This window comes from uncultured Cardiobacterium sp. (assembly GCF_938028825.1).
Classification (GTDB): domain Bacteria; phylum Pseudomonadota; class Gammaproteobacteria; order Cardiobacteriales; family Cardiobacteriaceae; genus Cardiobacterium.
Genome location: NZ_CALIZP010000015.1, coordinates 14602 through 27941 on the forward strand (window position 1 = coordinate 14602; position 13340 = coordinate 27941).

14 protein-coding genes are annotated in these 13340 nt (G+C 64.1%); all 14 read right to left on the reverse strand.

Going from position 1 to position 13340, the window contains the following annotated elements; genetic code table 11:
• Window positions 1-9: 9 nt before the first annotated feature.
• The 14 genes from bamB to Q0562_RS01805 all read right to left on the reverse strand — a co-directional run bounded on the left by bamB (window position 10) and on the right by Q0562_RS01805 (window position 13187).
• Window positions 10-1176, reverse strand: coding sequence for an outer membrane protein assembly factor BamB (gene bamB / locus Q0562_RS01740; protein WP_298640313.1), 1167 nt, complete (start codon window positions 1174-1176; stop codon window positions 10-12).
• Window positions 1173-1802, reverse strand: coding sequence for a tetratricopeptide repeat protein (locus tag Q0562_RS01745; protein WP_298640315.1), 630 nt, complete (start codon window positions 1800-1802; stop codon window positions 1173-1175). Before Q0562_RS01745 ends, bamB begins: the two co-directional genes overlap by 4 nt.
• Window positions 1799-3070: a histidine--tRNA ligase gene (gene hisS / locus Q0562_RS01750; protein WP_298640318.1), complete on the reverse strand. Its 1272-nt coding sequence runs from the start codon at window positions 3068-3070 to the stop codon at window positions 1799-1801. The genes Q0562_RS01745 and hisS overlap by 4 nt, the downstream gene beginning before the upstream one ends.
• Window positions 3063-4004, reverse strand: a complete 942-nt coding sequence (locus Q0562_RS01755; protein ID WP_298640320.1) for a RodZ domain-containing protein — start codon at window positions 4002-4004, stop codon at window positions 3063-3065. Before Q0562_RS01755 ends, hisS begins: the two co-directional genes overlap by 8 nt.
• Before the next feature lie 2 nt (window positions 4005-4006).
• Window positions 4007-4798, reverse strand: a complete 792-nt coding sequence (locus tag Q0562_RS01760; protein ID WP_298640322.1) for a tetratricopeptide repeat protein — start codon at window positions 4796-4798, stop codon at window positions 4007-4009.
• Window positions 4795-5898 carry a 23S rRNA (adenine(2503)-C(2))-methyltransferase RlmN gene (gene rlmN, locus Q0562_RS01765; protein WP_298640324.1) on the reverse strand — a complete coding sequence of 368 codons (1104 nt, stop codon included), beginning with the start codon at window positions 5896-5898 and terminating at the stop codon, window positions 4795-4797. Before rlmN ends, Q0562_RS01760 begins: the two co-directional genes overlap by 4 nt.
• On the reverse strand, window positions 5898-6320 hold the full coding sequence (ndk, locus tag Q0562_RS01770) for a nucleoside-diphosphate kinase (protein WP_298640327.1): 423 nt from the start codon (window positions 6318-6320) through the stop codon (window positions 5898-5900). The genes rlmN and ndk overlap by 1 nt, the downstream gene beginning before the upstream one ends.
• 122 nt (window positions 6321-6442) lie before the next feature.
• Window positions 6443-7102, reverse strand: a complete 660-nt coding sequence (murU, locus tag Q0562_RS01775) for an N-acetylmuramate alpha-1-phosphate uridylyltransferase MurU (protein WP_298640330.1) — start codon at window positions 7100-7102, stop codon at window positions 6443-6445.
• Window positions 7099-8073 (reverse strand): phosphotransferase, encoded by a 975-nt coding sequence (locus Q0562_RS01780; protein WP_298640333.1) that lies wholly within the window; start codon window positions 8071-8073, stop codon window positions 7099-7101. Before Q0562_RS01780 ends, murU begins: the two co-directional genes overlap by 4 nt.
• A 2-nt stretch (window positions 8074-8075) precedes the next feature.
• Window positions 8076-8870 (reverse strand): DsbA family protein, encoded by a 795-nt coding sequence (locus Q0562_RS01785; protein WP_298640336.1) that lies wholly within the window; start codon window positions 8868-8870, stop codon window positions 8076-8078.
• A 67-nt stretch (window positions 8871-8937) separates the two neighbouring features.
• Entirely contained in the window at window positions 8938-9717 is a 780-nt protein-coding gene (locus tag Q0562_RS01790; RefSeq protein WP_298640339.1) for a protein phosphatase 2C domain-containing protein, read from the reverse strand.
• Window positions 9718-9762: 45 nt separating this feature from the next.
• Window positions 9763-10560: a hypothetical protein gene (locus Q0562_RS01795; RefSeq protein ID WP_298640341.1), complete on the reverse strand. Its 798-nt coding sequence runs from the start codon at window positions 10558-10560 to the stop codon at window positions 9763-9765.
• Complete coding sequence (locus Q0562_RS01800; protein ID WP_298640343.1) at window positions 10547-10939, reverse strand: DUF2493 domain-containing protein; 393 nt, start codon at window positions 10937-10939, stop codon at window positions 10547-10549. Before Q0562_RS01800 ends, Q0562_RS01795 begins: the two co-directional genes overlap by 14 nt.
• A 55-nt stretch (window positions 10940-10994) precedes the next feature.
• Complete coding sequence (locus Q0562_RS01805; RefSeq protein ID WP_298640346.1) at window positions 10995-13187, reverse strand: AAA family ATPase; 2193 nt, start codon at window positions 13185-13187, stop codon at window positions 10995-10997.
• Window positions 13188-13340: the final 153 nt, after the last annotated feature.

Below are 13340 nucleotides of genomic sequence, written 5' to 3' on the forward strand. Positions count from 1 at the left end.
GCGGGCGGGTTATTCGGGGCGGAAGTTGATGAGGTTGCCGTCTTTGAGTTGCCAGACGATGCTGTCGCGCAGGACGAGGGCGGGCACGTCGGCGGTGCTGGCGGCGAGGCGCTGCTGGCCGATGAGGTTGCCGCTGGCACCGTCCAGCCAGTGCAGCCAGCCCTGGTAGTCGATGACGCCGATTCTGCCGTCCGGCAGGGCGAAGGGCGGCGAGAGGTAGCGACCTTCGAGGCGGTCATTCTGCCAGCGGATACTGCCGTCGCGGCGGTTCAGGGCGATGATGTGGTCGATGTCGTTGACGAGGTACACGCCGTCGCGGCTGAGGGCGATGTCTTTTTGCGTGGAGACCCGGTCCTGCTGCCACAGCGGCTGGCCTTGTTGCAGGTCCACGGCGAAGAGCATGGACTGGTAGGCGGCACCGTAGAGGACGCCGTCGGCGACTTGCGGGGTGCTGTCCATGTCCACCAGGCGGGCGACGGGGTTGCTGCCCGCGCTGTTGGCGATGCGCTGTTCGACGACGGGCAGGCCGGTGCGCTGGTCGAGGACGACGAAGTAGCCGTTGTCGGTGGTGAGGATGACGACACCGCCGCCGACGACGGGTTCGGCGTTGCCGCGTACGCTGAGCAGGGGTTCCTTGATGCGATAGCGCCACAGTTCGCTGCCGTTGGCGGCGTCGAAGGCGGTCAGCACGCCGTCGATGCTGCGCGCGAAGACGGTGCCGTCGGCGGTAACGGGGGCGGCGAGCATGAGGCTGGACAGCGGCGCGCGCCATTCGGTTTCGCCGTCTGCGGCGGAGAGGGCGAGCAGGTCGCCGTTGCCGGTGCCGAGGTAGAGGTTTCTGCGGTCGGCGGCGACACCGGCGCTGATGTTGTTGCCGAGTTTTTGTTGCCAGGCGGTGCTGCCGTCGCTGTTGTAGGCGTAGAGACGGCCATTGGCGGAGACGGCGTAGATGCGCCCGCCCCAGGCGGCGGGTTTGAGGGCGAGCCCCTCATCCGCGCCGCCGCTGCCGAGTTTGTGTTTCCACAGGAGGGTAGCTCCGGCGCTGCCACCGGCGGCAGGCAGGGGCTTGGGCGCGGGGCGGTTGTCTTTGCCGAGGAAGAAGTCGGAGGTGGACGAGCAGGCGCTCAGGGTCAGAGCGCCGGCAAGCAGCAGGGCGCTGCGGCGGGTGGTTTTCATTGGCCGTTTCCTTCGAGCGCGAGGCGCGCTTGCAGGGCGTTGATTTGCAGGGCGGTCGCCGGTGCGGGGGCGAGTTGCTGACTGCGTTCGTAGTCGGCGAGCGCGTCTTTGGCTTTGCCCTGTTTGTCGTGGATGTAGCCTTGCAGCGCGGCCGCCTGCGCGGCGTAGGCGCTGTCGCGCAGTTGTTCGCCCTGTTGCAGGGCTTCGTCGTAGTTGCCCTGCGCGGCAAGGGCGAGGGCGAGTTGCCAGCGCGCGCTTTGTGCCAGCAGTTCGTCTTTGCTGGCGGCGGCGAGTTTGAGCGCGGCCATCGCGTCGTTGGTTTTGTTGTCCTTGAAGTAGGCTCCCGCCATGTTCAGCGCGGCCAGTTCGGCAATTTCGCCGCCTTCTTTGAGCAGGTCGCCATAAGCATTTGCGGCGTCTTGCGGTTTGTTTTGTGCGAGGGCTTGCAGGATGGTGTCGAGTTGGGCGGATTCGTTGTTGCGCTGCCCGCTCTGGTGATTCTGCCAGTAGCGGTAGCCGCCGATGGCACCGAGGCCGAGGACGAGGCCGATGATGATGGTCAGGCCGTATTGTTGCAGCCATTCGCGGATGAGTTCGAGGGTTTCGTCGTCGGTTCTGTCGCTCATGGGGTTTCCTTGTGGTGGGCTTCGAGGTAGGCGGGCAGGTCGGCAAGCGGCAGGGTGTGCTGGCTGCCGTCGCGCAGGTTTTTCAGGGCGGCGCTGTAATTCGCCGCTTCCTCGTCGCCGATGATGAGGGCGTAGTGCGCGCCTTCTTGGTCGGCTTTGCGGATTTGCGTTTTCAGCGGCTGGCTCTGGTTGTGGGCGACGACGCTGATGCCGCGCGCGCGCAGGGTTTGCACCAGCGGCAGCAGCAGGGCGAGATGGGCGTCGGCGGTGGCGATGGCGTACACCAAAGGCGGCGTGGTGCGGAAGGTGTCGCGCTGCTGGGCGAGCAGCATGATGCGCTCGATGCCGAAGGCGAAGCCCGCCGCCGGGGTGGGTTTGCCGCCGAGTTGTTCGACGAGGCCATCATAGCGGCCGCCGGCGGTAACGGTGCCCTGGGCACCGAGGGCGGCGGTCGTCCACTCAAAGACGGTGTGGCAGTAGTAGTCGAGGCCGCGCACAAGGCGGGGGTTGCGCTGCCAGGCGATGCCGAGGGCGTCCAGCAGGGCGCAGAGTTGGGTGAAGTGACTGCGGCTGGCTTCGCCGAGGTAATCGTCAAGGATGGGCGCGCCGTCCAGCACGCGTTGCACGTCCGCGTTTTTGCTGTCGAGGATGCGCAGCGGGTTGGTGGTGAGGCGGCGGCGGCTGTCTTCGTCCAGCGCGTCAACGTGCTGTTGCAGGTAGGCGACGAGTGCCTGCCGGTAGGCGTGGCGTTCGTCGGCGAGGCCGATGGTGTTGATTTCGAGCGTCAGCAGGTCGAGGATGTTCAGGCGGCGGAAGAGCTCGGCGCAGAGGCTGATGAGTTCGGCATCCTGCGCCGCGCCCGCGATGCCGAAGGCCTCGACGCTCACTTGCGAAAACTGGCGGCTGCGGCCTTTTTGCGGGCGTTCGTAGCGGAACATCGGCCCTTCGGCATAGACACGCTGCGGCTGTTGCAGTTTGCCGTGCTGGATCATCGCCCGCACCACGCCGGCGGTGGCTTCCGGGCGCAGGGTGATGCTTTCGTCGTTGCGGTCGGCGAAGGTGTACATTTCTTTACTGACCACGTCGGTTTCTTCGCCGACGGCGCGCTTGAAGAGGCCGGTCTGTTCGAGCAGCGGCAGTTGCAGCGGGTGGTAGCCGTAGCAGGCGAGCACGGTGTGGATGCGCTCGTGCAGTTGTTGCAGGTAGTCGGCTTCGGGCGGGAAGATGTCGTTCATCCCGCGCAGGGACTGGATTTGCGGTTTAGCCATTGGGAATATCTACGGTGAAGCGGCGGCCGGAGTTTTTCTGGCGATAGTTGTCCAGCGGTTGTTCCCGGCCATTGATGTGCATGACGACGCCGTCCGGGCGGCCGATGTTGAAGCTGTACGGGGCACCGTCGGCGGGCAGTTCGACTTTTTCGCCGGGTTTGATGATGCGCGAGACCACGGATTTGCGTTTGTTGTCCTGGATTTGTACCCAGCTTTCGGTCGAGAAGGCAAGCCGGATGCCGCTGCCGTCGCCCGCTGCCGGGGTTTCTGCGGTTTCTGTCGCGCCGTTGCCGGCGGCTGCGGGGGCGGCCTCGCCGCTGTTTGCCGCTGCGCCGCTGTCGGCAGGCGGGGTGATGCCGTTGATGACTTCGGGATTGACGGGTACGCCTTCCGGGGTGGTCGGCGGGACCTGCGGGCTGCCGCCGATTTCCAGTACGATGTCTTCGCTGTTGCCGCCCGCCGGGGGCGGGGTTTCGCCTTCGGTGACGGCAGGCTGGTTGAAGGCACCGTTGATTTGTTTCATCAGCCACGAGTTGTTGTCGAAAAGCTGGTAAAGCAGGACGCCGCCGATGGCGACGACGGGGATGAGCAGCAGCCAGGAACCGAGGTAGCTGCGGCGGTAGGAGCGGCTCTGGCTTTCGACGTTGGCGGCACTCAGACGCAGTTCCGGCGGCGGTTCGCGCCCGATTTTGTTGAAGGCCTGGCCGACGGCGGCTTCGTTCAGGCCGAGGAAGCGGGCATAGAGGCTGAGGTAGCCACGCGTGAAGACCGGCGCGCCGATTTCGCCGAAGCGATTCTGTTCGAGTTTTTCGATGATTTCCTGGCTGAGGTTGGATTGCATCGCGGCGGTGGCGATGGAGAGTTCGCGCTTCATCCGCGCCGCCGAGAGGACGGCGCCGATGTCGAGGCCGCCCGGTGTGGTCGTTTTTTCCATGCTCAGATCCCCAGCGATTGTGCCTGCGGTGTGTTTTTGTAGTTGGCACGCATGACGCGTACCAGTTCTTCTTCCATGCGGCTGTCGCCCGCTTTACGCGCCGCTTCGATGCCGATTTTCACGCTCTCCGGGCTGTAACCGACGTAGGTGTGCACCACTTTCAGATAGCGCAGGGCACCTGCGGCATCGCCTTTTTGCAGGGAGATTTCCGCCAGCGGCAGGAGGGCGCCTTCGGCTTGCGGGTTGACGGCGATGGCCTGTTTGTAGGCGTTTTCCGCCTGCCCGCTCTGGCCGCGCGCCGCCATGCAGTTGCCTTCGGCGATGCTGGCCGCCGTCTTGAATTCGGCGTTGCGGGCGCGCATCTGGTTCAAGAGCGCCTGCATTTCGCTGTCGCGGTCGAATTTGCAGAGGAAGGTGGCGTAGTTGACGTGGCCGAGCAGGTATTCGGGGTGGCTGCGGATGAGTTTCTGGTAAATCTGGTTGCCCGATGAGATGTCGCGCGCTTCTTCGTACATGACGGCGAGGATGTTCCAGGCATCCGGCGGGTGCGAGTCGATTTCGATGGCGCGTTTCAGCTTGGGTTCGGCGAGGTCGTAGCGCCCCATCTGCACGTATTTCGCGCCGAGTTCGACGTAGTCTTTATAGGCCTGTTTGTAATCGGTTTTTTTCTCAAGTTTCGCCGGCAGATCGTTGTTCATGTCGTCGCTTTTGCTGCCGAAGCCGAGGCTGCTGCAACCGCCGATCATGAGGGCGGCGGCGAGTGCGCTGAATCGTGTGATGGTCTTGGTTTTCATAGGGTTTCCACCTCTTTTCTGGAAAGTTTGCGTTCACGGCGGCTGCGGTCCTTGACCTGCCCCACCAACTGCCCGCAGGCAGCGTCTATGTCTTCTCCGCGTGTCTTGCGGATGGTTGCCACATAGCCGTTATCGGTCAGGTGGCGCTGGAAAGCGAGGATGTCGCTGCGTTTCGAGCATTCGAAGCGGCTGCCGGGAAAGGCGTTGAAGGGGATAAGGTTGATTTTCCCCGGTATGCCGCGCAGCAGTTCGACCAGTTGCCGCGCGTGTTCGAGGCTGTCGTTGACACCGCGCAGCATGACGTATTCCCAGGTTACGCCGCCGTGCTGGCCGTTGTGCTGCACGTATTGGTGGCAGGCGTCCAGCAGTGCCGCCAGGCCGTAGCGGGCATTGACCGGCACGATCTGATTGCGCAGTTCGTCATTCGGCGCGTGCAGCGAGACGGCGAGGCTGAGGTCGGTGACTTCGCGCAGGCTGTGGATGGCGGGGACAATGCCGGAGGTGCTGAGGGTAACGCGCCGCTTCGACAGGCCGAAAGCGTAGTCGTCCATCATCAGGCGGGTGGCGGGCAGGACGTTGTTGAAGTTGACCAGCGGTTCGCCCATGCCCATCAGCACGACGTTGGTGACAACGCGGTTGTTGCCGTGGCGGTCGCAGTCGAGTATTTCTTTGGCGAGCCAGACTTGGACGATGATTTCGCCGCTGGTCAAGTTGCGGTTGAAGCCTTCGTGGGCGGTCGAACAGAAGGGGCAGGCGAGCGCGCAGCCCGCTTGTGAGGAGATGCAGAGTGTGCCGCGATCGTCTTCGGGGATGAAGACGGTTTCGATACTGTTGCCGCAGTCATAGCGGAAGACCCATTTGCGTGTGCCGTCGCTTGCAAGGCGGTCGGCGATGACGGTGGGAAAACGCAGCTCGGCGGTGGCTTTGAGTTTTTCGCGCAGCGGCTTGCTGAGGTCGGTCATGGCGTCGAAATCCGTGACGCGTTCGTGGTAAATCCATTTCATCAACTGCCGTGCGCGGAAGGGCTTCTCGCCCAGTCCGGCAAACCACGCCGTCAGCGCGTCGCGGTCGAAATCAAAGAGGTTGACCTTGTCCGTCATCAGCGGCACAACTCGCGTTCGGCGAAGAAGAAGGCGATTTCGCGCGCGGCATTTTCCACGCTGTCCGAACCGTGCACGGCGTTCTCACTTTTACTGGTGGCAAATTCGGCGCGCAATGTGCCGGGGGCGGCAGCGGCGGGATCGGTCGCGCCCATCAGCGCACGGTAGCGGGCGACGGCATCTTCGCCGCGCAGTACCTGCACCAGCACGGGGCCGGAAGTCATGAAATCGACCAGTTCGGCAAAAAAAGGACGTTCGCGGTGAACGTCATAAAAACGCGCGGCATCGTCGCGGCTGAGGCGCAGCATTTTTGCCGCGATGATGTCGAATCCCTGTTGCTCGATGCGGGCGAGGATGGCCCCGGTATGATGATTACGCACGGCGTCTGGCTTAACGATGGAAAGCGTCAATTGCGCGGACATGAATACTCCGTGAAGAATGTGTGAGGTAAAAACGGGCGGTATGGTAGCACATAAGGCCCTGCTCGGCTGCAATCGGCCACGACGCCCGTCGGGCGGGAAAACCGCACGCCCGCCCCCGGAAATCAGCCATACCGCGCGCGCAGGGCGGCAAGGCGTTCCGGGGTGCCGACGTCGTGCCAGTCACCGCCGTGTTCTTCGCCGCTCAATTCGCCGCGCGGCAGATGGGCGTGCAGGATGGGGGCGAGCGGGCGGAAGCCGGGCGGCACGTCGGCGAAGAGGCGCGGGTGCAGCACGGCGATGCCGGTATAGGTGAGGGCGTCGCCCGCAATCAGCATGTTGCCCGCCAGCGAGAAATCGCCGCGCGCTTTCCAGGCAGGTGTGGCGGTGAGCAGCAGGTAGGCGAGGCTGTCGGCGGGGCGGTTTTCGCTGAAGCGGCGCAGGTCGGCGTCGCACCACACGTCGGCGTTGACCACGAGAAACGGCGCCTCCATCAGCAGCGGCAGTGCCTGCACGATGCCGCCTGCGGTTTCCAGCCCTTCTTCCGGCTCGCGCGAGTAGGTAATGTGCAGGCCATAGGTGCTGCCGTCACCGAGCGCCGCTTCTATCATCGCGCCGCGATAGCCGAGGTTGATGATGACTGCCGTGAAGCCTGCGCGCGCGAGACGGCGCAGTTGCCAGCCGATCAGGGTGTCGCCGCCGACACGCAAGAGGGGTTTCGGGCAATGCTCGGTGAGCGCGCCCATGCGTTTGCCGCGTCCGGCGGCGAGAATCATCGCTTTCATGTCAGTTTCTGTTGCAGGAGAGGAACGGCGCGGCGCAGTTCGCCGGCTATCCAGGCGGTGTACGGCAGGGCGGCGGCTTCGTCGCAGGCGCAGGCGAGCACCAGCGGCAGGTCGGCAAGATAGCCGCGTTTGCCGTCGCGGATAGCGAGGCGGACGAAGAGCCCCAGCACTTTGAGGTGGCGTTGCAGGGAGACGGCGTCGCAGGTTTGCGCCCAGTCCGCCGCCGCTTCGTGCGGCAGGAAACGCGTACGAAAATCCGCTTCCCAGCGGCGCACGTCCGCCTGCGGGTAGCGGATGTAGCAGTCGCGGGTGATGGAAACGAGGTCGTAGGCGGGGCTGCCCCAGAGGGCGTCCTGAAAGTCGAGGATGCCGATGCTGCCATCGGCGCGGCGCATCAGGTTGCGGCAGTGGTAGTCGCGGTGGACGCACAGCGCCCTGCCCTGCCCTGCCCGCCCGACCAGCCGGTTTTCGCTTTCCTGCCAGCGCGCCGTGTCCGCCGCAATGCCCAGCCACGGCAGGAACCATTCGCGAGCCAGCGCCACTTCGCTGTGCAGGCGGGAGGGTTCGTAGGGCGGGATGTCCGCTTGCAGGGCGGCGGTTGCCTGCTGCCATTGTCCCAGCAGCGCGAGCGCCTGCGGCATGGCGGTGGCGGCGTTTTCGCGCAAATCCTGCCACAGCCAGCGGTCGCCGAAGTCGTCCAGCAAGAGGAAGCCCTGCGCGCTGTCGGCGGCATGGATGCGCGGCACGGGCAGGCCGCAGGCGGCGAACTGCTGCGCGCGCTGCACGAAGAGGCCGATGCCGCCCGCCTCCGGCGGCGCGTCCATCAGGATGCGGCTTGTGCTACCCGCCCCGCAGCGAAAGTAGCGGCGGTAGCTGGCGTCGCCGCCGAGCGGGGTGAGCCGTGCCGCCTGTCCCATACAAGAAACCGCGAAAGCGCAGCGGGCACTTTCGCGGTCGGTGTTCTGCGTCATGTTCAGGCAGCAGTTTTGGCTTCAGCCGGTTTTTCGTCGGCGGCGGGTTTGGCTTCTTCGGTTTTTCCGGCGTCAGCAGGCTTGGCTTCTTCGGCTTTCCCGGCGTCAGCAGGTTTGGCTTCTGCCGGTTTTTCGTCGGCAGCGGGCTTGGCTTCTTCGGTCTTCACTGCTTCGCCGGGTGCGGCCGTCTTCGTCGCCAGCGTGTTCAGTTTGTCGAAGAGGCGCGGGTAGTTGTCATCGGCACCGATAACGTATTTGCCGTCCACGACGAAGCCCGGCACACCATCGAGTTTGGAGGCTTCGAACAGATCGCGCGCCCGGTTGAGCTTCTGCTGCACGGTAAGCGACTTCCAGGCTTTTTCCACGTCTTTCTGTTTGGCACCGTTTTCGACGAGGAATTTCATCGCCGCGCCCTTGTCGAAGATGATGCCGCGTTTGCCGTCCTTGTGTACGGCGTTGAAGATTTTTTCGTCCATCTCGGCACCGTTCATGCCCAGTTCGCGCACCACATAATAAAGACGCGCGCCACCTTCCCAGTTGCCGGTGAACGCGGGGACACGGATGAAATCAATCGCGGCATCCTTGCCGTCAGCCAGCCATTTCTGCAAGGACGGCTCCAAATCGTAACAGTGCGGGCAGCCGTACCAGAAAAATTCGACCACCTGCCCGGCCTTGATGTCGGCGACCGGCGCGGCGAGCGTGGCGTAGTCCGTGCCATCCACATATTTCAACTGCGCCTGTGCCCCGGTGGTGAAAGCGGCGGCAAGCAGCACGGCGATAAAAGACTTCTTCAACATAAAAACTCCATATATACGGGGAAAAGAGGCGCGCATTATACGCATCCGCCCCGCCGCGCCACGGTGCTTATCCGGACTGTAACCCCGACGGCACCCCTGGTCCCGCCTGAGCCGTCATCGCGGCCGCCACCACCGTGCAATCATCAAAATACGGCACGCGGCGCACCGCTAGGCGCAAGGCTTCCAGCCGCGCCGGCAGATCATCATGCGCCTGCCACAGGGCTTGCAGTTGCGGATGCGGCAGGGCGTCGCTGAGGCCGTCGGTGCAGAGCAGCAGCGTTTCCCCCGCCGCCAGCGGTTGTTCGGCGACGAAGATGCGGAAATCGTCCGCCTCCCAGTCGGCGGCGAGGCTGTGTGCCAGCATACCGTAGATGCCCGCATAATCGCCGCCCGCCTGCGCCTCGCCGCGCTCAATCATCTCCGCCAGCACGGTGTGATCATGGCTGATTTGCCGCCAGCGGCCCGCCGTGTCGATGTGATAGACGCGGCTGTCGCCGACATTGCAGACGGATGCCCCGCCGCCGGCGAACACCGCCGAGGCGAAGGTCGTCGCCGCGCCGAAATGCCGCGCCGCCAGCGCCGCACAGAATTGCGGGTGGGTGCGGCGCAGAAAGCGCGCGCCGCCGTCATCCGCTGCGGCGAAAGCGTCCATCCAGAAGCGGCTGGCACGCGCGGCGGCGGGGGCGGCAAAGAGGCCGTCGGCGACGGCAAGACGCAGCGGCAGGCGCGGGTTTGCCACGCGGCGCGCCTTGTGCAGCTTCACCTGGTGCACCGCCACGCCGTCGAAGAGGGCATCCTGCGTGCGCGCTTTGCCCGCGCCCGCCATTTGAAAGTAGGCAATTTGCATTGTTTCGTCTCTTTCCCTCTGTCATTGTGCGAAATTACGGCCGTTTTAAGGGGTATCGCCCGTCATCCCGGATTTTATATTCAAAGAGAGTCGTTCCTGCATATCGTCGCAGATATAAAGATCGGCCTCTTTGAACAGGAACATCTCTATTTCGTGGATTCTTTTGTCATCTGCGAATATGTCGGCAGCACATCTCCGCAACAGCTTGCAATAATGATAAAAAGCCTCCTCCTCAGGGTAAAAATCCCTATTGTCTCCATGCAGTGCCAGAATGGTAGGCATATGGTATTGCCGTATTCTTGTATTCCGCCCTTCCGGCTGGGGAAACAGGCGATGATGGGGGGCATAAAGGAACAGCAACCAGTTCAGGGAAAAGATCACGCGGGAATCGTAAACGGCGAAGCGCTCGTAATCCCAGAAGGCAGCCAGTTTGGAGAGCGATGAAATCACGGCGAACAGGTCGCCACTCATTCTTTCCTGCGTATGCGTTTCGGCAAATTCTTTTATTTTTGCCCTGGTTTTATCGCTGTCCTTAAAAGCAGAGATGCCGCCCCAAGTATTGATAATCCAGAAACAGCGTTCAAAGTAGGCCTCGCTGTATTTTTCCGTCTCTTCTGCAAAGAATTTTCGGTTTTCTTTTTTCTGATGAATGAATTGCTGCGGACCGGTAAGTCCTGCGGGATAATTTATTACGGGATCATGTTTGCCCAGCGCCCAGCGGTTGCGGTTTTTTCTATGCGCTTCCGCCGGCTCTTCATGCAGCGGTCTTTCTACCATTAACCGCTTCAATTTTTGGATAAAAGTGGCCGGTAAGGTTTCGTCATGGATGTCATGTGTTGTCATGGTTTCGTCCTTGTATTGTTGGGTTATTTGGTGATTCATACGACACGATATGTACCGTTTTCCGCTGCTGGCGCGCAATTTCGATGCTGCTCAGGGTGCCGCGCGAGTGGCCGTCCCAGAAGGCGATCAGCTCGTCGCAGGCGCTGACGATTTGCCGGTTGCGGATGATGCCCGCCCCCCGGCCCAGCGTCCAGTCCGGCTTGTATTCCGTGAAGGCGATGCCGTTTTCTGCCGCATAGCGGCGGGCGAGTGCATCGGCACCGCGCGCGCCGCCGCTGATGATGGCGCTGATGCGCTTGCGCAGATAGTGGCGTTCGATGGTGAATTGCAGCAGGGCGTAGTCGGCGAAATCGCAACCGCCCACAACGGCGAGTTTCATGTTGACGTCCTTTGTTGATGGAAGTGACGAACGGCGGGGCGGGGCCCTGCGCCGTTCAGATAAAGCCCGCTTTCTGCGCCGCCTGCGGTTTCAGCGCGCATTCTGCCGCGAGCGCGTCCACCCAGGCGGCGGCGTCGGCAAACGGGGCGAAACGGTGCCGGCGGGCGACGGCGGCAAAATCCCCCGGTGTCAGGCAAGGCAGGGCGGCGAGCCGCTGTTGCTGCGCCGCGCCCAGCGCAATGCCCAGTGCCGCCGCTTGTGCGGCGGCAAGCGGGAGGATTTGTTCGCGATGCAGGAAACCGAAGCGCAATTTCACGTCGAAACGGCGCAGCACCGCCGCATCCAGCGCATCGGGCATATTGGTGGAGGCGACCAGCAGGCCGGGGAAACGCTCGATTTGCGTCAGGAGTTCGTTCACCATCGAGCGTTCCCAACTGCGCACCGCCCCCTCGCGCGCGAAGAGGAAGCCATCGGCTTCATCCAGCACCAGCAGCATCCCCTGCGCCTCCGCCTGACGGAAGGCGGCGGCGATGTTGCGCTCGGTCTCGCCGACATACATCCCCAGCAAGTCCGACCCCTGGCGCAGCAGCACCGGCATCCCCGCCTGCCGCCCCAGCCATTGCGCCCAGGCCGATTTGCCCGTGCCGGGCGGGCCGTAGCAGCAGATGCGCCCCTGCCGCCGCGCCGCCAGCCCGGCGCTGATGCGCGCCAAATCGGCATCGCAGGCGGCCCATTCCGGCGCGTAATCCACCTGCCCCGCCGGCGGCAGCGTCAGCGGTTTGCGCCCCTGCGCCTGCAAGGTCTGGTTGCAAAGCAGCAGACACTGCGCCGCCAGTTCGTCCGCATCCGCCGCCAGGGTGTTGGCGACATGCAGGGTGCGGGCCAGCACCGCCGGCGACAGCCCCTCCTGTTCGGCAAAACGCCGCACCACCGCTGCCGCCGGCTGATGCGCCGCCCGCGCGCGGAAAAGCGCCTCTTTGCGCGCCAGCGGCAAATCCGGCATTTCCAGCACGACATCGAAGCGGCGCACGAAGGCGGGATCCATGCAGCGCACGTCGTTTGAAATCCACACCATCGGCACGGGGTTCGTTTCCAGCAGGGCGTTCACCCAGCCCTTGTGCGACTGCGCCACCGAGCGGGCGAACAGGGTGCCCGCGAAGACGTCTTCCACCTCGTCAAACACCAAGAGCGCCTTGTCGCCGCCGAGCAGCGATTGCGCCACCTGCGCCTTGCACAACCGCCGCTCGCCGTCGAGCGGGTCGCCGTCGTCATCCTCGCGCAGCGGCGCAAAGCACGGCACGGCGAGCGCGCGCGCCAGCGCGGCGGCAAACTGGCTTTTGCCGGTGCCGGGCGCGCCGTAAAGCAGCACATTCACCCCGCGCCGCCCCCCGGCGAGGGCGTGGCGCAGATAATGCAGCAGCGTGTCGCGCAGCGCGCCGATGTGGGCGAAATCGTCCCAGGCGAGCGCGGCCTCATCCACCGGCAACAGGCAGGAACGCAGCAACTGCGCGCGCGCCTGTTTTTCCAGGACAAAATCGTCCGCCTCGAACAAATCGCCCCATTGCAGCGCATCTTCCAGATCACAAAATTCACGGCGCAACTCATCGCGGCAAGCCAGCAGCCCGTAACGCCGCAGCTTGCCGCGCTTGCCGACCGCCCGCCGCAGCGCCTTGCGCGGCACATCGAGCAGCTGCGCCACCTGCACCATCGCCGCCGCAAAATTATCCGCACCGACCAACTGCCCCGCCCGGCGCAGGGGCCTTTCCACGGCCAAATGCAGCACCAGGCGCAGCACCGCCATCTCGACCGCATCCAGCGCCAGCGCCTCTTCCAGCAGACGCAGATTGGCACAGGCCGCCGCCCAGAAGCGCGGCTCGTGCGGATTCACCGACGCCTCCTCATCCGCCATTTCAGGCGGGATTGTTGGCAGGACAGGCGGCGTGTCGCGGACGGCCTGCCAGCGCGCCGCCAGCAGCGTCCGCGCCACCGCCCCGCCCTGCGGCGCAAACGCCAGTTCCTCCGGCAAGCCGAGGGCGCGCGCGACCGCATCCGACGACCAGCAGGACACCGCCGTTTCCTCCTCTTCCACACCGTTCATGCGGCGCAAACACCGCCCGGCGCGGTTCCTGACGCGCTCCGCCGCCTGGAAAAACCGATGCGCCCCGTCCAGCTCGAAGAGCAGGCGCAGCATCATCCATTCCGCATACGGACTGACCCGCGCCTCGCCCAAAACCCATTGCCTGTTCATCACATCCTCCCGAGAAAAACCGCCCGACAGCGGGCAGGGGCAAGGATAACGGGGCAGGCGACAGGACACGTCGCATGGAAACGCGCGACGGCCTTCGCCGGAAAGAATGTCGCATAAACTTGACTATCCCGCGAAAAAATCCTTACCATGTCG